The sequence below is a fragment of the Actinokineospora baliensis genome (assembly GCF_016907695.1).
In the GTDB taxonomy this organism is placed as follows: Bacteria; Actinomycetota; Actinomycetes; order Mycobacteriales; family Pseudonocardiaceae; genus Actinokineospora; species Actinokineospora baliensis.
Genome location: NZ_JAFBCK010000001.1, coordinates 1,234,604 through 1,256,146, shown reverse-complemented (window position 1 = coordinate 1,256,146; position 21,543 = coordinate 1,234,604). Strand labels below are relative to the sequence as shown.

23 protein-coding genes are annotated in these 21,543 nt (G+C 66.9%); all 23 read left to right on the top strand.

Annotated elements, in window-relative coordinates; all coding sequences use genetic code 11:
* The first annotated feature begins 19 nt into the window (after positions 1–19).
* Positions 20–1,588, top strand: a complete 1,569-nt coding sequence (locus JOD54_RS05785) for a recombinase family protein (RefSeq protein WP_204449544.1) — start codon at positions 20–22, stop codon at positions 1,586–1,588.
* Positions 1,589–1,656: 68 nt separating this feature from the next.
* Positions 1,657–2,007, top strand: coding sequence for a hypothetical protein (locus JOD54_RS05780; protein ID WP_204449543.1), 351 nt, complete (start codon positions 1,657–1,659; stop codon positions 2,005–2,007).
* 132 nt (positions 2,008–2,139) lie between these two features.
* Entirely contained in the window at positions 2,140–2,394 is a 255-nt protein-coding gene (locus JOD54_RS05775; RefSeq protein WP_204449542.1) for a hypothetical protein, read from the top strand.
* A 242-nt stretch (positions 2,395–2,636) separates the two neighbouring features.
* Positions 2,637–2,948, top strand: a complete 312-nt coding sequence (locus tag JOD54_RS35940) for an HNH endonuclease (protein ID WP_372440263.1) — start codon at positions 2,637–2,639, stop codon at positions 2,946–2,948.
* Between the two features lie 102 nt (positions 2,949–3,050).
* On the top strand, positions 3,051–4,112 hold the full coding sequence (locus JOD54_RS05765) for a phosphoadenosine phosphosulfate reductase family protein (RefSeq protein ID WP_239573901.1): 1,062 nt from the start codon (positions 3,051–3,053) through the stop codon (positions 4,110–4,112).
* Positions 4,113–4,125: 13 nt separating this feature from the next.
* Positions 4,126–4,776 carry a VUT family protein gene (locus JOD54_RS05760; RefSeq protein WP_204449539.1) on the top strand — a complete coding sequence of 217 codons (651 nt, stop codon included), beginning with the start codon at positions 4,126–4,128 and terminating at the stop codon, positions 4,774–4,776.
* Positions 4,712–5,215 carry a hypothetical protein gene (locus tag JOD54_RS05755; RefSeq protein WP_204449538.1) on the top strand — a complete coding sequence of 168 codons (504 nt, stop codon included), beginning with the start codon at positions 4,712–4,714 and terminating at the stop codon, positions 5,213–5,215. Before JOD54_RS05760 ends, JOD54_RS05755 begins: the two co-directional genes overlap by 65 nt.
* A 524-nt stretch (positions 5,216–5,739) precedes the next feature.
* Positions 5,740–6,234 carry a phage terminase small subunit P27 family gene (locus JOD54_RS05750; RefSeq protein WP_307859854.1) on the top strand — a complete coding sequence of 165 codons (495 nt, stop codon included), beginning with the start codon at positions 5,740–5,742 and terminating at the stop codon, positions 6,232–6,234.
* A gap of 10 nt (positions 6,235–6,244) precedes the next feature.
* Positions 6,245–7,726 carry a terminase large subunit domain-containing protein gene (locus JOD54_RS05745; protein WP_204449536.1) on the top strand — a complete coding sequence of 494 codons (1,482 nt, stop codon included), beginning with the start codon at positions 6,245–6,247 and terminating at the stop codon, positions 7,724–7,726.
* A 16-nt stretch (positions 7,727–7,742) separates the two neighbouring features.
* On the top strand, positions 7,743–7,970 hold the full coding sequence (locus JOD54_RS05740) for a hypothetical protein (protein WP_204449535.1): 228 nt from the start codon (positions 7,743–7,745) through the stop codon (positions 7,968–7,970).
* Complete coding sequence (locus JOD54_RS05735) at positions 7,971–9,323, top strand: phage portal protein (RefSeq protein ID WP_204449534.1); 1,353 nt, start codon at positions 7,971–7,973, stop codon at positions 9,321–9,323. It abuts the gene before it with no gap.
* Entirely contained in the window at positions 9,320–11,155 is a 1,836-nt protein-coding gene (locus JOD54_RS05730) for a phage major capsid protein (protein ID WP_204449533.1), read from the top strand. The genes JOD54_RS05735 and JOD54_RS05730 overlap by 4 nt, the downstream gene beginning before the upstream one ends.
* 70 nt (positions 11,156–11,225) lie before the next feature.
* Positions 11,226–11,585: a hypothetical protein gene (locus tag JOD54_RS05725; RefSeq protein ID WP_204449532.1), complete on the top strand. Its 360-nt coding sequence runs from the start codon at positions 11,226–11,228 to the stop codon at positions 11,583–11,585.
* Between the two features lie 13 nt (positions 11,586–11,598).
* Positions 11,599–12,042 (top strand): hypothetical protein, encoded by a 444-nt coding sequence (locus JOD54_RS05720; protein ID WP_204449531.1) that lies wholly within the window; start codon positions 11,599–11,601, stop codon positions 12,040–12,042.
* 39 nt (positions 12,043–12,081) lie between these two features.
* On the top strand, positions 12,082–13,116 hold the full coding sequence (locus JOD54_RS05715) for a phage tail tube protein (RefSeq protein ID WP_204449530.1): 1,035 nt from the start codon (positions 12,082–12,084) through the stop codon (positions 13,114–13,116).
* 7 nt (positions 13,117–13,123) lie between these two features.
* A complete protein-coding gene (locus tag JOD54_RS05710) occupies positions 13,124–13,528 on the top strand; it encodes a hypothetical protein (RefSeq protein ID WP_204449529.1) in 405 nt (134 codons plus the stop codon).
* A 9-nt stretch (positions 13,529–13,537) separates the two neighbouring features.
* On the top strand, positions 13,538–13,846 hold the full coding sequence (locus JOD54_RS05705; protein ID WP_204449528.1) for a hypothetical protein: 309 nt from the start codon (positions 13,538–13,540) through the stop codon (positions 13,844–13,846).
* 166 nt (positions 13,847–14,012) lie between these two features.
* Positions 14,013–16,400 (top strand): phage tail tape measure protein, encoded by a 2,388-nt coding sequence (locus tag JOD54_RS05700; protein ID WP_204449527.1) that lies wholly within the window; start codon positions 14,013–14,015, stop codon positions 16,398–16,400.
* 76 nt (positions 16,401–16,476) lie between these two features.
* Positions 16,477–17,301: a phage tail family protein gene (locus JOD54_RS05695; protein WP_204449526.1), complete on the top strand. Its 825-nt coding sequence runs from the start codon at positions 16,477–16,479 to the stop codon at positions 17,299–17,301.
* Positions 17,280–18,518: a hypothetical protein gene (locus tag JOD54_RS05690; protein ID WP_204449525.1), complete on the top strand. Its 1,239-nt coding sequence runs from the start codon at positions 17,280–17,282 to the stop codon at positions 18,516–18,518. Before JOD54_RS05695 ends, JOD54_RS05690 begins: the two co-directional genes overlap by 22 nt.
* 19 nt (positions 18,519–18,537) lie before the next feature.
* Positions 18,538–19,611 (top strand): hypothetical protein, encoded by a 1,074-nt coding sequence (locus JOD54_RS05685; protein WP_204449524.1) that lies wholly within the window; start codon positions 18,538–18,540, stop codon positions 19,609–19,611.
* An 82-nt stretch (positions 19,612–19,693) separates the two neighbouring features.
* A complete protein-coding gene (locus tag JOD54_RS05680; RefSeq protein WP_204449523.1) occupies positions 19,694–20,296 on the top strand; it encodes a hypothetical protein in 603 nt (200 codons plus the stop codon).
* Between the two features lie 227 nt (positions 20,297–20,523).
* Entirely contained in the window at positions 20,524–21,390 is an 867-nt protein-coding gene (locus JOD54_RS05675) for a peptidoglycan-binding domain-containing protein (RefSeq protein ID WP_204449522.1), read from the top strand.
* Positions 21,391–21,543 lie beyond the last annotated feature (153 nt).

Sequence of the window (21,543 nt, the reverse complement as noted above, 5' to 3'; positions counted from 1 at the left end):
GCCATGCAAGGATCCTTGCGTGGCAGATGCGCAGGTCAAGCGAGCGGTGAGCGTGGTTCGGCTGTCCTCCTACACGGATGTGACGACGTCGCCGACCACCCAGAGCGGCAACAACGAAGCGGAGATCACCCGTCGCGGGATGATCCAGGTCGGCGAGGCGATGGACCTGGACGTGTCCGGCTCGAAGGTGTCCCCCTTCGACCGGCCCCAGTTGGGCGCATGGCTCCGGAACCCGCACCTGTTCGACGCGCTGGTGTTCCGATCGATCGACCGGCTTTGCCGGAACCTAAAAGACTTCGTAACCCTGCTCGAATGGGCAGAGGAGAACGGCAAGCAGCTCATCTGCTTGAATCCCGACATTGACTTCTCTTCCATGATCGGCAAGGTCATCGCCTTCATCCTGGCGGCGTTCGCGGAGATGGAGGGCAAGGCGATCGGTGATCGGGTTCGGGGCGCCCGAACGCATATGCGGAAGGTGGCGCGATGGGGTGCCGGGCGCGTTTCCTACGGGTACCGGACTTGCCCGCACCCGGACGGTGTTGGGTATGCACTGGAGCCCGATCCGGAGACCGCCCCGATCATCAGGGAAGCCGTGTTACGCGTGATCGCCGGGGAACCGATGCTGTCGGTTGTGCGCCTTTTCAATGATCGTTGCATCCCCACCGGCCAGGAAGTGGCACGCAACCGGAGGGCGGAGAAGGCTAACAAGAAGCGGGGTGGGAAGAAGAAGAGCGCAGAAGAACTGCGGAGCGACGACGACCGGCGGCGCGCGGGATGGGCCGTCCCGGCGCTGCGTCGGATACTCCGGTCCGAATCGCTCCGCAACGTGGTGCACTCCGGGGAGGTTATTGAACGCGACGAAGACGGCATGCCCTTGCGGTACGGGGAGTCGATCGTCACGGACCAGGAGTTTCGAGACCTCCAGGCCGCGATCGCGAAGCGGGCAGACCCTGACCGTGCCGGGCGTCCGCCGCAGGCTGCCTTGCTGGGCATCCTTTGGTGCGTTTGCGGCGATCGGATGTACCGCACGCCAAGCAAGGATCACGTTGCCTACCGTTGCAAGGCCGGATACGAAGGTCGGGGCGTCTGTCCCGGGGCGTCGGTGCACGCGGCGGAAGTTGAAGAGTACGTGGAAAGGGAGTTCCTGGCGCTGACGGGAGACCTTCCGTTGTTGCTGCGCACGGTGGACCCGGGTGAGGACCACTCCGGCGAGATCGTGGAAGTAGAAGCCGCGATCGACGACCTGACCCGCGACCGGTACGAAGGAGGTCTATTCAAGGGTGAGAAGGGCGAGACGCGCTACCGCACGATGATGACCAACCTTGAGACGCGCTTGACGTCGCTACACGCCGCGCCGCGCCGCCCAGCGGGGGTCAAGTGGGTGTCGACCGGCGTCACCTATCGACAGGAATGGCAGTCAACAAGCTGGACGACCCGCCGGGAGCGGCTACGGGAGAACGGCGTCCGCATCGAGATCTCCGGCAAGATCTCCGACGGCGTTCCCATGCTCGACCGCATCCGCTTCGACCACCGCAAACCGGCCGCGACCGGCTCAGACGAACCGATGGCACTGGAGCACTGGGCCTGATGAGCCCGTCCCGCCGCACGACCCTGATCCCCCAACCGCACCCGCTTGCCACCGCTGAAGGACTGATCGTGAGCCGCTTCATCGTCAAGTTCGCCCCTGAAACCGATGCCTACGCCCTGTGGTCGCTGGTCGTCGATGGCCCCGTTGCCGTGGGCAGCCGCGCGGAGGTGACCCGCGACCGCATCGAACTCTACGGACCGTCCGATCGGCTCGATGCCGCCTTCGCCGCTGCCGATGCTCGGGGCACGTCGTCGATCCACGGTGTCGGGCGGTGGGACGACCCGGTGGTGGTCGCTGCCACCGGCACGTGCTGTGGCGAGCTTCAGCGGGCTGATCTCGCGGAGTTCTGCGCCCACATGCTGGCCCAGAACCACGACCGTGCCGCCGCCCTGCTCACTCTCGACGAAGACGACGTGTAGAGCCCCCGGGAACCCGCGACCGCCCCCGGTCGTTGTACGAGACGAAGCCCCCCACGGCCGCCCGCGCGGACTGTGGGGGGCGTTTCCCGTTCTAGAGGCACCTCACCGGGGTGCGCTGGACGGAGGTGCACCGTGTGGACGCAGATCTACGGACTGGTGACCGGAACGGGTCCGTGGGTGCTGGTGGCCGCGTTGGCGACGGCCGGTATCTGGTCACGGTGGTTGGTCGGCCTGATCCTGCGCAGAGCCGTCAACGGGAGCGGCGGCACCGACGTCACGGTGCGAGCGAGGATGCTCCCGTGGCCGCGGGTGGAGGTCATCGTCAGGGCGACGCCCGCAAGCGACCCCGGCACCGGGCACGGGTCGGTCTCGGGGGATGGGGCGTGAGCCCCCAAGGGGTGCCGACGTGTCATCTCGATGCCTCCTTCGACACTGCCCTTCGCTAGTGGCTTCCTTCCTTGCACAAGAGTTCCCAGACGGATCGCCAACACGTCACCTTGACACCCAAACCCTGACACCTGGTCGGTTACAGATGCGTAACGCCACCAGCGCTGCTAGCAAAACCCCAGGTCAGCGGGAATAGCGCGGGGGGAGAGAGGGATGAAGGGCGCTGCTGCTTGGGGGTGCGGATGGTCGCGAAGGCGTGTCGTCTGTGCCCGGGTCGCGCGGTAGCCGGATCGTCGCTGTGCGCTCGCTGTGGCGGTGCCACCCGGCGGCCGGGGACCGAACGCGCTCGCCGCGCTCTACGGCGCGCGATCAACCAGACGGGTTCAGCGTTGTGCGCGAGCTGCGGTGTGGTGTTCCCCGCCGCGCTCATCAGGGTCGACCATGTGCGACCGCTGTTCCGCGGCGGGCGTGATGAGCCCGGGAACCTGCAAGCGCTGTGCGTGCGGTGTCACCAGGACAAGACAACCACCGACGCGGTGGGCGGGGTGGGCTGAAAGTTCACCGGCGCGGGGGCTCAAGGACACCCCGGCCCCTTTCTGGACACCGCCTGAGTGCGTGCCCGATTTTTCGGCCGCGCAGCCTTATGACCTGCGGTGATGCTGTTCTGGGCAGTGCCTATCGGGCGCGATAAGCCCCGGTTGTCCCGCTTGGCGCCCTTCCGAACGTCGGTCAACCCGCTGGTTGGCGACCCGGAAGCCCGGTCCGGCTGGATCGAGCCCCGCGCGAGACCGCGGTGTGCTCTCCGGCCGGGCCGCGCTGGCATCGAGAGGCAGCTAGACCTGAAGGACCATGTTTGGACGTCGGCCGACGTCGCGGCGCTGAGTGCCACCCAGCGTGAAGAGCGACTGTCGACGTTGATCGACCAGGCGCACCGCATCGTGGATGAGGCGATCGCCGAACACGCCGCAGGCAAGTCGGTGGTCGCGACGTGCGTGTTGTTCAGCGGCGGGAACGACTCAACCGCGCTCACGCACTTGATGCGTGAACGTGCCACCCACGCGATCCACGCGAACACCACCATCGGCATCGAGGCGACCCGCGTCTTCGTCCGGGAGACCTGCCGGGCGTGGGGCCTGCCGCTGCTCGAGCGCTTCCCCCCGGAAGGCTCGACCTATCGGGACCTGGTGCTTGCCCAAGGCTTCCCCGGCCCCGCACACCACTTCAAGATGTACCAACGCCTGAAGGAACGAGGCTTGCGGCAAGCGCGGCGCGAGCTGGTGACGCACCCGCGCCGCGAACGGGTGATCTTCATTGCCGGTCGCCGTCGCGAGGAATCCGCCCGCCGGATCCAGGTGCCGCTGCACGAGCGCGAAGGCTCGGTGGTCTGGGTGAGTCCGCTCGCGCTGTGGACCAAGCTCGACCTGAACACCTACCGCGCTCGCTTCGCCGTACCCCGCAATCCGGTCGCCGATCACCTACACATGAGCGGCGAGTGCCTGTGCGGCGCCTTCGCCGCGTCGGGAGAGCTGGACGAGATCCGCCAGTGGTACCCGGACGTCGTCCGATGGCTCGACCGCCTCTCCGCAGAAGCGCTTGCGCGCGGCATCACGCCCGAACGCTGCGAATGGGGCTGGGGTGCCTACCGCAGTCGCGGTTCCCGTGGTGCTCCGCGGTCCGGGCCGCTGTGCCAGTCGTGTTCGACCCGCTCCCCGTCCTAGCCCTGGAGGCTTCGTGCCACGGCTGTTCACGTGCGCGCTCGCGCTGGCCTTTCTCGCTGCGGTCGTCGGCGCGAACATGCTGACGACCACTCTCGGACTCGTTCCCGCAGGTTTCGGCCTGACCGTCACAGCGGGGACCTACGCCGCCGGAGCCGTTCTCACCCTTCGCGACGCGCTCCACCACGTCGGCGGCCGACGGCCAGTGCTCTTCGTGATCGCCGTCGGCACCGTCATCTCCGCGGCTATCGCACCTGCGGTCGCCATCGCCAGCGGCGCGGCGTTCGCGCTGTCGGAGTTGGCGGACTACACGGTGTTCACCCGACTCCGCCGCCACGGCTGGGTTGTCGCCGCCGTGATCTCCAACGTCGTCGGCGCCGTGGTGGACACCTTCGTGTTCCTGCCCCTGGCCGGACTCCCCATCACCGCCGCGACGGTATGCGGCTTCCTCCTGGTCAAGAGCGTGTGGTGTAGCGCCGCGCTCGTGCTCGCTGCGAAGGGGGTGCGGCGTGCTCTACCTGGCCAACGCGAGTTCCGCCGCCATCCGGGCGGCGATGACCACCGGGGAGCTGGGACAGATGTGCACTCCAGCGGAAGGCCGTGTGCCGACCCCCGGGACACGTTGGGCAGCGGACACGGGATGCTTTGGCAGCGGCTACCCAGGTGATGAAGCGTGGTTACGTTGGCTCGACCGCCTCCACGGGCACTACCGCTGTCTGTTCGCCACCGCCCCGGACGTCGTCGGCGACGCCCGCGCCACGCTGGCCCGGTCGGCGCCGTGGTTCGACGCGATCCGCGCCCGCGGCTATCGCGCCGCCCTGGTTGCCCAGGACGGCCTGGTGGAGCGCGCGATCCCGTGGGCGTCGATCGACGTTCTGTTCATCGGCGGTACCACCGACTGGAAGCTGTCGCCAGACGCCGCACAGCTCGCTCAGCACGCGAAGAGGCGGGGCCTCTGGCTCCACATGGGACGCGTCAACTCCGGAAAACGTTGGCGCTACGCAAAAGAACTCGACTGCGACTCCGCCGACGGGACCTTCCTGGCCTTCGCGCCGGACGCCAACCTGGAACGGCTTCGCAGGTGGGAGCGACATGATCATGGGTGAGCCCGGGACGGACGCCAAGCCGGTCCGCGTAGCGCCTCACCCTTCCCGCAACCGGTGGTTGATCGGTCCGGCGTGTCAGCCCCCCGGTGGTTGCCCGGAGCTAGTGACCGCCTCCGTAGCGATCTCCGCGACGTCAGCAGTGGCACCGGGGCCAAGCTTCTGACGTTCGGCGGAGGTGATCTTGATCTTTGCCAGGAACAACCTAATTTCGATTTCGTCACCCGGTTGCCTCCGTCCAAGCGCGACCACGACCAATGTCACGACAGCCCCGCAAATGAGTGCCAGCACGAGCACGACGCTCCATGGTGCCAAGCTGGTGAGCGCAGACATGGGCATACCTTAGATCCTTCCTCAGTGGGGCTGTCGAGTTGGCCGACCTGGGGGGTGGCTATTCCCCAGGCGCCTGCAAAAATTGTCAGACCGGGGGCGCGGGTTTAAAGATCGAAGAGTCTCATTCTCGCGATCTTTCACACTTTCGAGTGAATAGCGTCGCAGCGTGTAACAAGCCCACCACTCCTTGAAGGGTGTCTTCCGGTCGACATGGGAGATCGTCGAAAGGGGGCGGGGTGTCGCGCGCCAATGCACAACCGAGCGGAAACGCCCGCGGTCCCACCGATGCGCGAGCGGCACCGACCGTGCACAGCGGCCGGTCGCCACGGGTACCGACATCGCTGGGCGTGGTGGGGCGTGAGGTGTGGCGGGCTGTGTGGTCGGCGGCTAGTGGGGCGTACCACCCGGTCACGGACCGATACGTGGTGGCGCGGTACTGCGAGTTGCATGACCGGCGGGACGCCTTCCTTCGCCGGATCGCGGCTGACGGCGTGGTCACCGAGGGCAGTACGGGACAGCCGGTCGCGCATCCACTGTTGCGGTTCGTGGAAAGCACGGAGCGCGAGATGCGCGCGATTGAAACGGTTCTGGGACTAAATCTCGAATCGCGCCTTCGTCTGGGCCTCGCGGCGAACGCAATCAAGCAAGCGACCCTTGCCGACCTTCTGGGGGATTTCGAGGACGAGTGACCGGGCGGGGGTGGTTCTCTTCCTGGGGTTCACCACTGAAGGGAAGCGGGTTCGCCGGTTCGTTCAACACCTCACGCTGGGGGGCTCGTATCTGGGGAGTCGATTCCGACTACTAGCGTGGCAGAAGATCGTCATCGACGCGATCTACCGGCTCGACGCGGACGGGTCGCGAAAGCATCGGACCGCCGTTCTCGGTGTGGCGCGAAAAAATGGCAAGACAGCTCTTGCGGCTGCACTCGCTCTTTATCATCTTTGCGCGGACACGCGCGATAAAGCACCTGAAGTGGTGTGCGCAGCGAATACGCGCGAACAGGCGAGGCTTCTTTTCAGGGAGGCGGCGCGGATGGTTCGCATGTCGCCGATCCTGTCCGAGATGTGCACGGTTCTCCGGGATCGGATCGTGTGCCATGCCACCGGCGGGAGCTTCTTCGCGGTGTCCGCCGACGCGGGTCTACAGCAGGGACTAAACCCCTCCTTTGTCGTGATGGACGAGTACGCACAGGCGAAGAACAGCGATCTCTTTGACGCGCTGACTCTCGGGTCCGCACAGCGGCGACAGCCCCTTGTGCTTGTGATCTCGACCGCAGGTCCATATCCGGATGGCCCTTTCGCTTCGCTGGTGGACTACGGCTTCCGTGTGGCCTCCGGCGAGGAAGAGGACCCTACGTTCTGGTCGGCATGGTTCGGGGTTCAGCCTGGAGAGACGGTCGACCACACGGACCCGGCGGTATGGGAGCGTTGCAACCCGTCGTGGTCGATTATGAACCAGGCCGACTTTGTGTCGAGCGTCAAGCGAACTCCGGAATCCAACTTCCGAATGTACCGCTTGAACGAGTTCGTCCGCGGCGGCGCTGTTTGGCTCCCTCACGGAGCCTGGTCGCGCCTGTCCCGGGCGGACAGCACCTTCGTTCCGGGCGACGCGTTGGTGGTCGCGGTCGACTCTGCGTGGCGAAACGACTCCACAGCGTTGGTCGGGGTCAGACTGTCGGATCTCCACGTCCAAGCCTTGGGGCACTGGGAAGCAAAGCCTGACGACCCGCACTGGCGAACCCCGATCCATGACGTCGTGGAGCGCGTTCGGGAGGTCTGCCGCACGTACGCGGTTCGCGAAGTCGCGTTCGATCCGGCGTGGTTCTCCGTTCAGGCGCAGATGCTTGAGGATGACGGTTTGCCCATGGTCGAGTTCCCGAACTCGGTGGCTCGCATGGTTCCAGCGACCCAGGGCGCCTATAGCGCGATCGTTGACGGCGAGATTACCCATGCCGGACAGCCGGAGCTGACCCGCCACGTGAACAACTGTGTGGTGAAAACGGATTCGCGCGGAGAGCGCATTACAAAAGAGTCCCCGACATCGCGCCGCCATATCGACCTGGCCGTGGCATTCGTCATCGCGTTGCACCGCGCGCGCCTGTATCGCGATGCGCGCCCCCGAATGTCGGATGGCTTCCTGGTCGATGGCGACCCCTGGACGGAGCCGGAGGACCCATGGTGAAGGGAGGGCACGGCCGATGAGTGACACCGACAAGCCGACCGCCCGCCACTGGCTGTCGATCGCACGAGCGACCACGGCTGACTTCGTCGCGCGCAACGCGCCGGAGCTGGTCGCGTTGGCCGGTGCGGCGCTGGTCGCCCACGGCGTCGGCGCGATCTACTCGCCCGCCGGGCGGATCGTCGCCGGGCTGGCGCTGATCGTGCTCGCGCTGTGCGCGGCCAAGACCCGCATGGGAGGCCGCTAGTTGGGCTTCCTGTCGTTTCTCGCTCCCTCGCTGCCGCGCACCGAATCCCGATCGGACAACGTCGACGCCGCAGAGGCCACCGACACGTCCGGCTTGATGGGGTGGACGACCGACACCGACGCCACCGCCGACCTGACCCCGGACGCCGCTCTCGCGCTGTCGGCCGTGTACGGGTCGGTGCGCATCCTGTCGGACACACTCGGCACCACCCCCGTGGACGCCTTCCGCCGCGACGGTGGCCGCCGACTGCCGATGCCCCGACCCGGCTGGCTCGACGCTCCGAACCCGGACACCCGATGGATCGCGTTCCTGGTGTCGGTGATGACGTCGCTTCTGTTGCAAGGCAACGCGTACATCCTCATCACCCGCTCGATGGGGCGGGTCGTCGCGCTCGACGTCATCCCGACCTCTGCCGTCACACCGAGGTACACCGGTCGCGGGCGGACACGACGTCTGGTCTACGAACTGTCGGCGCTCGACGAAGACGGCCGACTCCAGGTGGTCGGCGCCCTGGAGCAGCGGGACGTCCTGCACATCCAGGGGATCACCCTCGCCGGTCAGCTCACCGGGGTCTCGCCGTTGCGCGCGGCCCGGGAGACGCTTCGCCTGGGGCTCGCTGCACAGGCGTTCGGCGCGGACTTCTTCGAGCGCGGCGCGATCCCCGGGGCGGTTATCTCGGTTCCCGGGACCATGACGGCCGCCGGTCTGCGAGCGGCACGGGAGACGTGGCGCACGATCCACGGTGGCCGCGGCAACCGGTTCGGGTTGGCCGTACTCACCGAGGATGCCCGCTTCCAGCGCGTCACGATCAGCCCGGAGGAAGCGCAGTTCCTCCAGACCCGTGCGTTCCAGATCGCCGACGTGGCGCGCATATTCGGGGTTCCGCCCCACCTGTTGGCTGACGCGTCCGGCTCCACGTCGTGGGGCAGCGGCTTGGCCGAACAGAACACGGGTTTTGTCCAGTTCGCGGTGCGTGCCTGGGCGGAACGGCTCGAAGAGGCGTTCACCACGCTGTTCACCGATGCCGAACGTCGAGCTGGGGCGTTCATCCGGTTCCAGCTCGACGCGCTCATGCGCGGCAGCCTGCGGGAGCGCCTGGAGTCCTACCGCGTCGGTATCGCGAACTCGATCTACACCCCCGACGAGGTCAGGGCCTGGGAAGACCTGCCGCCGGACCCCTCGGGCCTGGGCGGGTTCCTCCGTGCCCAGACCTCCCTGGCGGTTCTCACTCCGGACGGACCTCTGGTCCTGTCCGGCACCGCGGCCACGGCACCCGAACACGACGGCGAGCCGGACGCGGTCACCGACGACACACCCCCCGCGACGACGGGGGAGGAACTGGGGGCTGCATGACCGTCGAGCGCCGCGACCTCACCCACGACGTAGAGGTCCGCGCGGTCGGTGAGACCTTCAAGCTCAGGGGCTACGCCTACGTGTTCGACAAGCTCTCCCATGACCTGGGCGGGTTCAGGGAGCGCATCGAACGCGGCGCGGGTCGCGCGGACATGGAATCCGGGCACCTGATCGCGACCTTCAACCACGACCCGTCTGCTCCCCTGGGCCGCACCGGCTACGGGCTCCGGACCGGTGTGGACGACGTCGGCGGCTGGTACGAAGTGGATCTTCCCGACACCACTGCGGGCCGGGACGTCGCGGAGCTGGTCAAGCGGCGCGTCATCCGGGGGTCCTCGTTCACCTTCCGCCTGAAGGACGACGAAGCCGACCAGGAGTGGACTCGCGACGACGCGACCGGGTTCCTGATCCGCACTGTCCGGGACTTCCACGTCGCCGAACTAGGCCCTGTCACCTCACCCGCCTACCCCGACACCACGGCCGCCCGGCGCTCCATCCCTGCCGCGCTCCGGCACCACGTCTCCGGGAAGCCCGCTCGGGTGTCTCCCGCTCAGGTAAAGGAGGGGAACACCCCTTTGACGTCCGACGCCACTTCAACCGGTCACGAGCGCGCCCACGTCGAGAACGCTCTTCAGCGCGCCGCCGACGACAACCGGCCTGACGCAGAGGCACGCCTACTCGACGTCCTGGACCGTCTCGACGCCCGGCTGTCCGCGCTGACCACGGAGGAACGCACCACCAGCGCGGTGGACGAGTTCCGGGACCGCGTCTCCGCGCTGCTTGACGAACATGGGATCCCCGCCCGGCCGACGCAGCAGTCCGACCCGACCGCAGAGTTCCGCGCGCGGGTGCTCGAGCTGGTCACCGAACACGGCGTGCCCACCGTGCCCACCGTGCCCAAGGCGGAGCAGGAAGCCCGTCAGCTCCGCGCGTTGGCGCCCGGCGAGGCGACCGAGTTCCGCGGGATGCTCGGTGTAACAGTCGACGCGACGAACAAGCAGGTCGGCAAGGCCACTCCCGAGAAGACGCTGTTCACCCAGCTCATGGAGGTCATCGGGGAGCGTTCCTCGGTGATCACCAACGGGGCGCGCACCATCACCACCCGCAGCGGTGAGCCGATCGAGTTCCCCCGGGTCTACCCCACGCCGTCCACCGGCCGTCCCACCGAGGGTTCGCAGATCCCGGAGAACTACCCGACGACCGACAAGGCACCGGTTGCGGTGGCCAAGTACGGACACCTGAGCTGGGTCCCCACTGAGCTGATCGAGGAAGACGCGGTCGACCTGATCGGCTTCCTGGCTGAGGATGCCGGGCCGAACATCGCCGACCAGATGAACCGGGACTTCATGGCCGCGCTGCTGTCGACCGACCGGGGCGTGCACCCGAGTCTGCGGTTCGCGCCGACCACCCTGGGCAGCGAGTCTGCCGCGCTGGACCACGTGACCGACGCCTTCTACGCGATCCCCACTCCGCTGGCGAACCGGGCGACGTGGCTCACCGGCCGGGAGACCGTCTCGCGCCTGCGCAAGATCAAGGACGCTGACGGCAACTACATGCTGAAGTCCATTTCGGACGGAAGCGCCCTGACGATGTTCTCCCGCCCGGTCGAGGTCGATCCGGCGCTGTCCGGCGCGAACAAGAACAAGATCGTTCTGTCCGACCTGAGCGGCTTCCTCGTCCGCTACGTCGGTTCGCTTCGCGTCGCACGGTCGGTTGACGCGAAGTTCTCGGAGGACCAGGTGGGCTTCCGCTTCATCCACCGCGGCGGTGGCGCCCTGCTGAACACCACCGGTTCGGTGCTGCTGACCCTCCCTGCCGTCGCCGCTGCCTGACGTGCCCCTGCTCGACACCACCCATCGCCGGGTGGTGTCGAGCCCCGCACAACCGAGAAGAGGTGATTCCGTGGACCTGTACGCCACCACTGCCGAACTCCGGCGCTTGGACGGCCTGGGGGACTCGACTCTCTTCCCGGACGACGACCTTGCCACCGCACGGGCGTTCGCGGTCGAACGGGTCGAGGAGTACACCGGCACGTCCTGGACACCGCAGGCTCCACCGCCGGTCGCAATCCGGTGGGCCGTCCGCACCATCGCCCGGCAATGGCTGGTGGACCTGCACTCCCGGATCCCGGACCGCGCCACCAGCGTGACCACCGAGTACGGCCAGACAAACCTGGCCCAGGCCGGGGGCGCGTGGCGACCGACGTCGCTACCGGAAGTGAACGTGGTGCTCAACAGCTACCGCGCCCGTCCCCCATTCTGACCGGAGGTGCGACGTGTCGGTGGTGCTCGCCACGAAGGAAGCCCTCTTCGCTGCTCTCACCGCCCGCGCGAGCGGCACGCAGACACACGTGACCTGGGCCGACCCGGGCAAGCTCGCACGCAGCACCGGAATCTGGTTCGTCGACACCATCGAGTCGGAGATGACCTCCACTGGCATGGTCCCGGGGCGTCGCAAGCCGACGTCGGTGGAAGCTGAGCTGAACGTGCGCGTCGTGGCAGTAGCTCCCGGCGACCCGGTTGCCGCAGAACACGTGGTGTACGCCCTCCGTGCACTCGTGGAAGCCGCAGCGCTCGACGACCTAGACCCCGCGTCCATACCAGGTCTGATCGACCTCCGGCCGATTCGATCGACGGTCGCAAGCGGCGAGACCGGCGACGGCCGCCCGGCCGCACAGTGCGACGTCGTGCTGAAGATCCGCGCGACCAGCCGATCCTGATTAATCGCATCAAAGCCGAATGGCGTTGGAGGACAATTCGTGGCACTCGATGCCGCAATCTCGATCGGCGCGGAGTCTGCATATGGTGTATCCGCGGCCGGAACCACTGATGGTTACGAAGGCAAGGCCGATTCCTGGAAGGCCAGCCGCGAACCTATCGAGTCTCAAGGATTCCGCGCGGGCCGCCAGACGCTCGCCGCCGACCGCCGCCGCGTGGTCGATATGGGCGGCGAAGGCGAACTTGAAGTGGACATGCTCGACTCCGGTGCGGGACCTCTACTCCGGGCGTGCTGGGACGCGATGACCGTGTCCGGCGGCGCCGGAGACGCACCAACCACACTGACATTCCGGACGGCGACCACACCCGCCAGTCCGTCGGTGACGGCGCAGATGATCCGCCCCAAGGTCGACGGCGGAAGCGTCGCCTACCGGCACCTGGGCGCGGTCGTCACCGAGTGGGAGCTGACCCAGGAACTCGAAGCGCCGCTGACGCTGAACGCGTCGTTCGACTTCCAGACCGTGACCCACTCCAGCGATCCGGCGGCGGCGCTGCCCGTCCGGTATCCGGCGGCGTCCGTGCCCTACGACTGGACCCGCGGAGCGGTGTACCTGACCCTCCCGGGCAGCCCGGAGGCACCAGTGGCTGTGTCCAAGTGGTCGGTGAAGGCCAGCCGCGGCCTGAAGACCGACCGGCGAGCCGTCCGGGCTTCCGCGCTCAAACGCGAGCCAAAGCGGTCGGAGTTCCCGGAGTACGAAGGCGAACTGGAAGTCGAGTTCGACAGCAACACGCTCGCGCTCTACGAAGCGTTCATCGCGGGGAGCACGCTCGGACTGCGCATCGCCTACTCCGGTGTGACCCAGGCGGCTGACGGCACCGTCTCCCGCTTGGAGTTGCGTGCTAACGCGATCCAGTTCAGCGGCGAGAGCCCGGAAGCCAGCCTGGACGAACTGACGACCATGTCCTTGCCCTTCGTGGTGCTGCACCCGCTCACCGCCGGGACCGACGCGCTCACGATGACCTACGTCGAGCCATCCGGGGATGACCCCACGACACCGGGTCTCGACCTGGACTGAGCGACCCATGCCGCCGCCGCTGAGGTTCCAGGTCGGGGTACAGGGCCACAAGCAGTTGATCGCCGCGTTCCGGCGCCTGCGGGACAGCACGATCACCAAGGAACTGAAGGCAGTCCACAAGGACACCGCCGCGGTGGTCGTCCCGGCGGCGCGCTCCGACGCCCCCCGCCGCTCTGGAGCGCTGTCCGCCAGCGTCGCCCCCAGTACCAACCAGAAGGCCGCGATCGTCCGGGCCGGGCGCGGCCGTTCGGCGCTGTACGCCGCTGTCATCCATTTTGGTTGGCCCAAGCGCGGTATCCGGCCCCGGCGCTTCCTGTTCACCGCCGCCGCCGAGAAGTCCACCGAGTACCGAGATCTCTTCCGCGCGCGAATGACTGCGCTCATTGATCGCGCGATCGGATCAGACAAGTAGGAGAAATCCATGACTGAGCATTTGCGCGTTCGGGTCGACGACCTGACCGTGGGCGAGATCGACGATATCGAAGAGGTCATCGGAGCGTCCATCGACTCCATCGGCGCACCGGGCGCCCGCAAGGGGAAGTTCCTCCTGGCATTGGCCTTGGTGATGAAGCGGCGCGACGACCCGACCTACACGATCGAGCAAGCGCGCGGGCTTCGCATCACCCTGGACGATTCGGCGGATGCGGCAAACCCTACCCGGATCGGCGGCGCGGTACCCGTCGCCGGGAATCGAGCCGCGCGGCGCGCACCGTCGCCAAAGCGCGCCTAATAGATCACTTTCAGGGTTTGTCTTGGCGCGACGTCACCGCGTTGAAGGTCTTCGAGTTTCGCGCGCTCATCGACGCGATGAACGCCGACCTTAAAGCGCATTCCCGCCGGGATAGGCGCCCTATCGCCACTCAGTCCAGGACACCAGTGATGCGTTAGGGGGTGCGATGGCGAAGCCGATCAAGGTCACGATTCTCGGTGACGTCCAAGACCTCCTGCAGAACGTCAAGGAAGGCGAAGCCGGAATCGCCGGATTCGCCCAGAAGCTCGGAGCAGCCGCCGGTGACGTCGCGAAAACGGCGACCAAGTTCGCCGCCGCAGGGCTCGCCGCAGGTGGCATCGGCGCCGTAATCGGGGACTCACTTGAGCGCGCCGAACTGGGGTCGAAGCTCGCGGCCCAGCTCGGTGCGACCGCGGAGGAGTCCCAGCGCTACGGAGCCGCCGCCGGTGCCTTGTTCTCTCGCGGCTACGGGGAGTCCTTCGCACAGGTCAACGACGCCATCGGCGCGGTGGTGTCGACCCTCGGGCGTTTCGGCAGCCAGAAGGACCTGGAGGCTGTCACCGCGAAGGCTGTGGATCTCGCGACCGCTTTCGACCTGGAGGTCTCGCGCGCCGTCGCGTCGTCCGGTGTGCTACTCAAGACCGGTTTGGCCGCTGACGCCAACCAGGCGTTCGACCTCATCACCAAGGGGCTTCAGGGTGTTCCCGCCGCAGTGCGGGAAGACCTGTTGGACGCCAGCGACGAATACAGCGTCTTTTTCTCCGAACTGGGATTCTCCGGGGAAGAGGCGTTCGGAGTGCTCAGCAATGCCGCGAAGGGCGGCAAGATCGCGCTAGACAAGAGCGGGGACGCGATCAAGGAGTTCCACATCCGCTCTACCGACATGTCCGCGAGTTCCATCGCCGCGTACAAGGCGCTGGGATTCAACGCAGAGGATATGGCGCGCAAGATCCACGGCGGCGGCGAAGGCGCGAAGATCGCGTTCCAGCAAATCGTGGACGGGATCGGCGCGATGAAGGACCCGATCGCGCAAAGCAATACTGCCGTGGCCTTGTTCGGTACACAGTTCGAGGATCTTGCCAACCTGGATGCCCTACGCGCGTTGTCGCCAGCGTCCAATGCCCTCAAGGACGTGGCGGGCGCGGCAGAAGACTTAGGCAGGTCGCTTCACGACAACGCTGCCGCGAAGCTGGAGTCCTTTCAACGGTCGGTGTCGACGGCGTTCGTGGACATTGTGGGCGGGCGAGTTCTCCCCCTTGTCGAGCGCGCTGCGACTTGGCTGTCCGACCACCTGGCGCCCGCTGTCGCGCTCGTGGACGTGGTGATCGGCCAGGGACTGATTCCGGTCCTGTCGGGTTTAGCGGGTTGGATCGGGCAGAACCAGACACTCGTGATGGTGATCGCCGGTGTGATCACCGCGGTGTTTCTGCCCGCCCTTGTGGCGTGGGGCGTCACCTCCACGGTGTCCGGCGCGAAGAGCGCCGCCGCGTGGGGGCTGAGCAAGATCGCGGCTGTCCAGTCAGCACTGGCACAGTCGGCCGCCGCGCTGACGACTGCCGGGCGGTGGGTGCTACTCGGTACCACCTCCACGGTGCAAGCCGCACGGGTCGTCGGCGCGTGGACGCTCGCCCGCGCGGGCTCGCTGGCGTCAGCGGCGGTGATGGTCGCCAGCATGGCCACCACTGCGGCATCAGTCGCGGCCGGATGGGTGCTGATGGGCACCCAAGCCCTGATCAGAGCTGGTCAGATGGCCGCGGCCTGGGTCATGGCGATGGGACCCGTCGCATGGGTCATCGCGGCCGTGATCGCCCTGGTGGCGTTGATCATCGCGAACTGGGACTGGGTGAAGGCGCGGACGGCTGAGGTCTGGTCCGCGATCACGGGAGCCGTGCGATCAGCGGTACAGGGCGTACTGAACGTCATCGGCTGGATCGCCGATATCCCGGACAAGGTCAGCGCCTGGTTCGGGCGTGCAAAGGAAGGCGCCCAGGCCAAGCTGGGCCAGCTCGTGGCGTGGGCGCGCGGCGTACCGGGCGACCTGCTCGGAGCGCTGGGCGATTTCGGATCCATGCTGCTCAGAGCGGGCGGTGACCTGCTGTCGGGCTTGTGGCGCGGCATCCAGAACGCCGCAGGCTGGCTGAAGGACAAGATCATCGCGTTCTTCAAGTCGCTGATCCCGGACTGGATCAAGGACGCGTTAGGGATCCACTCGCCGTCGCGCGTGATGGCCTCCATCGGCCGCTGGATCCCGCCGGGACTCGCGGTCGGTATCGAGCGGACGGCGGCGGTAGCGGTAGGCGCTGCCACGAACCTGGCTCGAGACGTCGCCTCCGCTGTGGAGCGAACGGACTTGCCGACTCCTGGCGTGGAGATGGGGGTGCTCAGCCGCCCCCGGTCCGTGGCGACGGCGCCCGTCAGCCGCGTCCCGGAGCGAACGGAAACGCGCGTGCCGACGCCGGTCACGCAGGCGGTCACGGTGAACGTCGAGTCTCCAGCCGACCCCCACCGCATCGCCCGCGAAGTGGCCTGGGCCATCCGCAACCCCGGGAGGTGATCCACTGACCACCCCCGCGACGGAGCTGGTCGACTGGACGGCGGAGTACCGCGGTCTGCTCATCGGCGCCGACTCCATGTTGTCGTTCGCCGAGATCTCCGGTCTGTTGGACCTGCCGCCCCTGCGCACGGCCGACCGCACCGTCCTTCACCGCCATGGGGAAGTCCCGGGCCGCGACTACCTGGGGCCGCGCACGGTGACGCTGACCATCGAGATCCAGGCCGACACGGATCACCAGTTCGCCCAGGCGCTCGACAGCGTGGCGGGAGCCTTCTCGCCCACGCTGCCGGACGCGCCGTTCACCTTCCGGTTTCCCGGTGTGGCCGGAGGCGGCGTGCGGTTCGTCACGGCGCGAGTGCGGAGACGTAGTGCACCGATCGACGTCGCCTACGCCCACCGCCTCGCGCACGTGACGGTCGAGCTGTATTGCGCGCAACCGATGATCTTCGATCCGGTGACGTTGACGGCGGCGGTCACGCTGCCGAACGCCGACGCCCCGGCGGGGGGAGTCGCCATGCCGTGGAGGTTCCCGGTCCGGTTCGGTACGCCCGCCAACCTGGGCGTGATCCGAGTGGACAACGCGGGCAACTTCGCCACCTACCCGCGGTTCCGGATCTCCGGCCCGGTAGTCGACCCGCAGATCATCAACCTGAGCGACGGGAGTCAGATCACCTTCCGGTGCGTTCTGCTCGCGGGGGCGTGGCTCGATATCGACTGCTTCACCCATCAAGTCCTGCTGAACAGCGTTGCTCCCCGGTTCCTCACACCGGGGTTGGAAGACGCGTGGCCCGAATGTCTTCCCGGGACCACCGAGTTCGCCTTTCGTGGGTTTCGGCTCGACGCTGGGCCAGCGGGCGACGGCGCCGAACTGTCATGTTCGTGGGCTTCCGCCTGGGTTTGATCGTCTTTGGGGGATTATTCGTGGTGCTCGTCAAACAGATGGACAGTCCGCCGGTCTTTGTCGACGCGACAGAGTATTCCGCAGGTCTGGTAAGGCGAATCCTGAGTCGCATGGTCGGCAGCGTCACCGGGATGTTCGGGGTAAGCGACTTCGTCGTGACACTCACCGGCTCCGACCTGACCGTTGCCAGTGGGCGCGCGGCGATTCCGGCACCACCGCAGGAAAGCGGCGTCTACTTCGTCGAGTCCACACAGGTCACGTCGCTCACGCTCGACCCGGCGGACAACACCCGCGACCGTATCGACCGCCTGGTTGCCTACGTGGTTCCACCCGCCACAGCGTCGGAGTCGGGTCGCTGGTTCCTGGAGGTGCGCAAGGGCGCACCGGCCGCTGTCCCCACAGGACCAAACGTCGACAACTGCTACCTGATCGCGGAGTTCTCGATCCCCGCGGCGTCCAAGGGCACCGCCCCGAGCGTCTTCGATCGCCGATACAGCAGCGGGCAACAGTACATCTCCGGTCCCACGCTCTACGGTGCGGAGCGACCCGGCATCCAACGGCCCGGACAGCTGTGGACCGACTCCGCCACCCGTGAGACCTGGATCTACGTCGGAGGAGCCTGGGCACGCTTGGGCGGTGTCCCGGTCGTCTCGCAGACGTCGGAGGTGATCGCCCCCTTCGTCGGTCACATCGTCTACGACAAGACGACCGGCACCCTCAAGCGCTACACCGGGACCGGCTATGACGAACTGGGCACCACCGTCCCCAAGGGGAGGCGGTGGCGCACGGCGGCGTTCCACACGCTGACGACGACGAACGCGGTCGTCCCCATGCAGGGCAGTCGAGTGCAGGGCGGAATGACGACCTCCGCCAACGGGCTAATCGTGCCACGCGATGGCCTCTATCGAATCTGGCTGTTGGGCTACGCCACCGGTGGACCGGCATGGCGTATTGGTTTCGCGGTTCACCGCATCCGCAGCGGCGGAACACCCGACGCGGAAGTTCTGTGGGCATCCATGTGGAAATCCGGAGCTGCCGATTACAGCATCACGGCCAACGAGGATGTACCGCTGAAAGCAGGCGACGAAATCCGACTGTCCTGCGCCGCCCAACCCGCCGACTCCACCACGGCAACGTGGGGTGTTGGCGAGTACAGCGGCACTCGATTCAGCGTCGAGTTCCTGCACTCACTTCCTGCGGGGCAAAACCCGATTTGATCGCGAAAGGGGGCCGGGCTTGCCCCTACGCGGCTATCGCGTCCTCTTTCGAGACGTTCTCTCCGGAATCATTCACGGCGAACTCCCCGCCGAGAAGATCACCTTCACGAACACCCTCAACGCCCCCGGGTCGGCGAGCGTCGTCATCGCGCTCGACACCCGCTCACGACACGTCAACGCGCTGACCGTCGTCACGGGGGCGGCGACCGCCCTCTACGTGGAGCGGGACAAGCGCGTGGTCTGGGCGGGCTTGCTCTGGGACGCGAGTGCGGACTTCGCCGCCGGGACGCTGACGTTGGAATGCGAAGGGTGGCTGTCGTACTTCCGCCTCCGCGGCTTCCACGCCACGCGCCGGTTCGACCAGGTCGATCAAGCCGATATCGCGCGGGAGCTGCTGCGCCACGCTGGCGAGTACGGCGACGGCTCGCGGCTGGGGATGATCGCGTTCGGCTCGGAGAAGACGGGCGTTCTACGAGACCGCACATACAAGCAGAGCGAGCACAGCTCCATCGGCGGTGCGGTCGAGCAACTGGCGGCCGTGAACGGCGGGTTCGACTTCAGCTTCACCACCGAGTGGCGCGGCGACGACTTGACCACCACGTTCAAGATCGCGTACCCCGCCGTGGGAAGAACGCGAGAAATCACGCTTGCGCAGGGCCTGAACTGCGATATCACATCCGCGACCATCAGTGGCAAGTCCGTCGTCACCCACGCTTTCGCGACCGGCGCCGGGGACGGCCCGGAACAGGTCTGGGCAAGCTCAGGGTCGCCATCACCCATTCATCCGCGACTTGAATCCGTCGACTCGTACTCAGATATCAAGGAATACGACACGCTGAAATCGAAGGCCGACCGGCGGGTCCGCCTGGGACGCGCTCCGATCGTGCTCCCGACCATCAGTCTATATCCGGACTCGATCGGCTTGGACGAAATCGAACTGGGCGACGCAGTCGCAGTAGCAGGAGGCTCCGGCCTGGTCCCCATTTCCGGACTATGGCGGGTCACCGAACTCGCGGTGACCGTTGGCGAATCAGGTTCGGAGGATATCCAGATCACCGCCGCCCCAAGAGAGGTATTCGGCGAAGATGGCTAATCCAACGTTGCCGCCTTCCCTCGCATCGGAGTTCAACGATCTCCGAGAGCGGATAGCTAAACTCGAACTGGGCGAGCGTAGCGTGACCTACCGCGACCGACTCCCCGTCAACGACGCCCAGATAGCCCGCGTGGGCTACGTGGCCGATGGAGACCGTGACGTCTACTCCGCCGCACTGGTCAATCCGCGATATCCGGTCGCAGTCGCCAGATTCCATGTCCAGTTGTTCGGCGCCGCTCAATGTGAGGTCTACCTACGCGCCTCCATGGGAGGTACATCGCGTGAGTCTCGCCGCTGGATTCTGAGCGGCAAGACAGCGCCCAACGAATGGGCCTGGCACATACTGGAAGTCGCCTGGCTGCACGGAATGCCCCTGGACGAGTGGCGAGACACGGAAGTCGTGTCGGCCACCCGGCGAGGGAACATCGAGTTCCATTGGAAGGTCACACAGAATCAAGAATGGTTCGCCCGCAATCCCGACCTTCGCACGGACCTCCAGAATCAGGGGTTCACAGCCGCTCAGGCAAACACCTTGGCCCTGTGGTTCCAGACATTCCCAGCTCAGATATCCAACTACTTTCGCGAGCCGGAATACGCCTTCCTGGCCCCGATGAACGCGTTTCCGAGCGCAAGCGCGGAGGGGACCCTGCTCGCCGGATCCCGGATCGACGTGAGACCGACATGACCGCCTCCGTTCCACCGGAGATGCCACGCCCGCCTACGACCCTGGACTGGATCGAAGAACCGTCGCCGGTCACACCGCTCCCCGACCTATCGACCGGAACCGGCCGCTGGCCCCTTCCCCCACGCGATTTCGGATATCAGGAAGTCGGCGAAGACACCGCCGAATAGCCGCATTCCACACAGTGCCCCGGGAGTCCCCCGGGGCTTTTTCATGCCCGAAAGGTGCCCATGTCCTGGCGCGTCGCGCGTTCCCTTGAGGCTCTCCTGGCACAACTCAACTCCCGTGCTCCGCACAGAAGCAAGATCAGCGACGGTTCGATCGGCGACGCGGCGCACGCGTCCCGGAGCAGCGACCACAACCCCTGGTATGTCCTCAATAGACAAGCTCTGGTGACGGCGCGCGACTTCACCCATGACGTGGCGGGCGGTCTCGACGGCCAGTGGCTCGCCGATCGCCTGATCGCGTCCGGCGATCGACGGATCAAGTACATCATCTGGTCGCGGCGCATCTGGACGCCCGGCGTCGGTTGGCGTGCCTACACCGGCACGAACCCCCACACGCGCCACGTGCATCTGTCGGTGGTCGCCTCGCCCGCGTGCGACGACCCCGCTGCGTGGAACCTGGGGGGCTCGCCATCGCCCATCCCCGGAGGTCGCCCCACCCTCAAGCGCGGCTCGACCGGCGCGGACGTCCAGCTCGTCCAGCGGTTTCTGGGCCTCCGGCCCGTCGACGGGATCTACGGACCCGCCACTGAAACCGCGGTCAAGCGCTACCAGCTCGCCCAGCGGCTCACCGCGGACGGCGTCGTCGGCCCGGCGACCTGGACTCGAATCCTCTCCGGACTGGGTGGGCAGCCTGGTGTTCCTGGCGCTGGCGGCACTGCTCCGGCTCCGGACTCGAGCCCGGGACGTCCGACGCTCCGAAAGGGGTCGACCGGCGAGGCGGTCAAGCTCGCACAACGGTGGTTCGGGCTGAACCAGGACGGGGTGTTCGGTCCCGACACCGAGGCCAAGGTAGTCGCCTACCAGCGCATGAAGGGACTTGTGCCGGACGGGGTGATCGGGGCTCGTACCTGGTCGGCGATGGGGCTGTGACATTGCCGAACCTGGGCCTGGTGTGGGTGCCCGACGTTTCGTTTTCCCAACGAAGCCCGCTCGACTCCGAGAGGCATTGTCCGCCCGGCTGATCCGCATTACTCCTGACCTCACTCACGCGGTCGACGCACTCATAATCGACATGAAGGGCCG

What these genes read in the sequence shown, in the direction of transcription:
- JOD54_RS05675 (WP_204449522.1), top strand. Translation starts at nt 20,524, where the DNA reads ATGTCCTGGCGCGTCGCGCGTTCCCTTGAGGCTCTCCTGGCACAACTC.
- JOD54_RS05695 (WP_204449526.1), top strand. Translation starts at nt 16,477, where the DNA reads ATGTTGTCGTTCGCCGAGATCTCCGGTCTGTTGGACCTGCCGCCCCTG.
- JOD54_RS05705 (WP_204449528.1), top strand. Translation starts at nt 13,538, where the DNA reads ATGACTGAGCATTTGCGCGTTCGGGTCGACGACCTGACCGTGGGCGAG.
- JOD54_RS35940 (WP_372440263.1), top strand. Translation starts at nt 2,637, where the DNA reads ATGGTCGCGAAGGCGTGTCGTCTGTGCCCGGGTCGCGCGGTAGCCGGA.
- JOD54_RS05765 (WP_239573901.1), top strand. Translation starts at nt 3,051, where the DNA reads ATGCTGTTCTGGGCAGTGCCTATCGGGCGCGATAAGCCCCGGTTGTCC.
- JOD54_RS05730 (WP_204449533.1), top strand. Translation starts at nt 9,320, where the DNA reads ATGACCGTCGAGCGCCGCGACCTCACCCACGACGTAGAGGTCCGCGCG.
- JOD54_RS05700 (WP_204449527.1), top strand. Translation starts at nt 14,013, where the DNA reads ATGGCGAAGCCGATCAAGGTCACGATTCTCGGTGACGTCCAAGACCTC.
- JOD54_RS05740 (WP_204449535.1), top strand. Translation starts at nt 7,743, where the DNA reads ATGAGTGACACCGACAAGCCGACCGCCCGCCACTGGCTGTCGATCGCA.
- JOD54_RS05710 (WP_204449529.1), top strand. Translation starts at nt 13,124, where the DNA reads ATGCCGCCGCCGCTGAGGTTCCAGGTCGGGGTACAGGGCCACAAGCAG.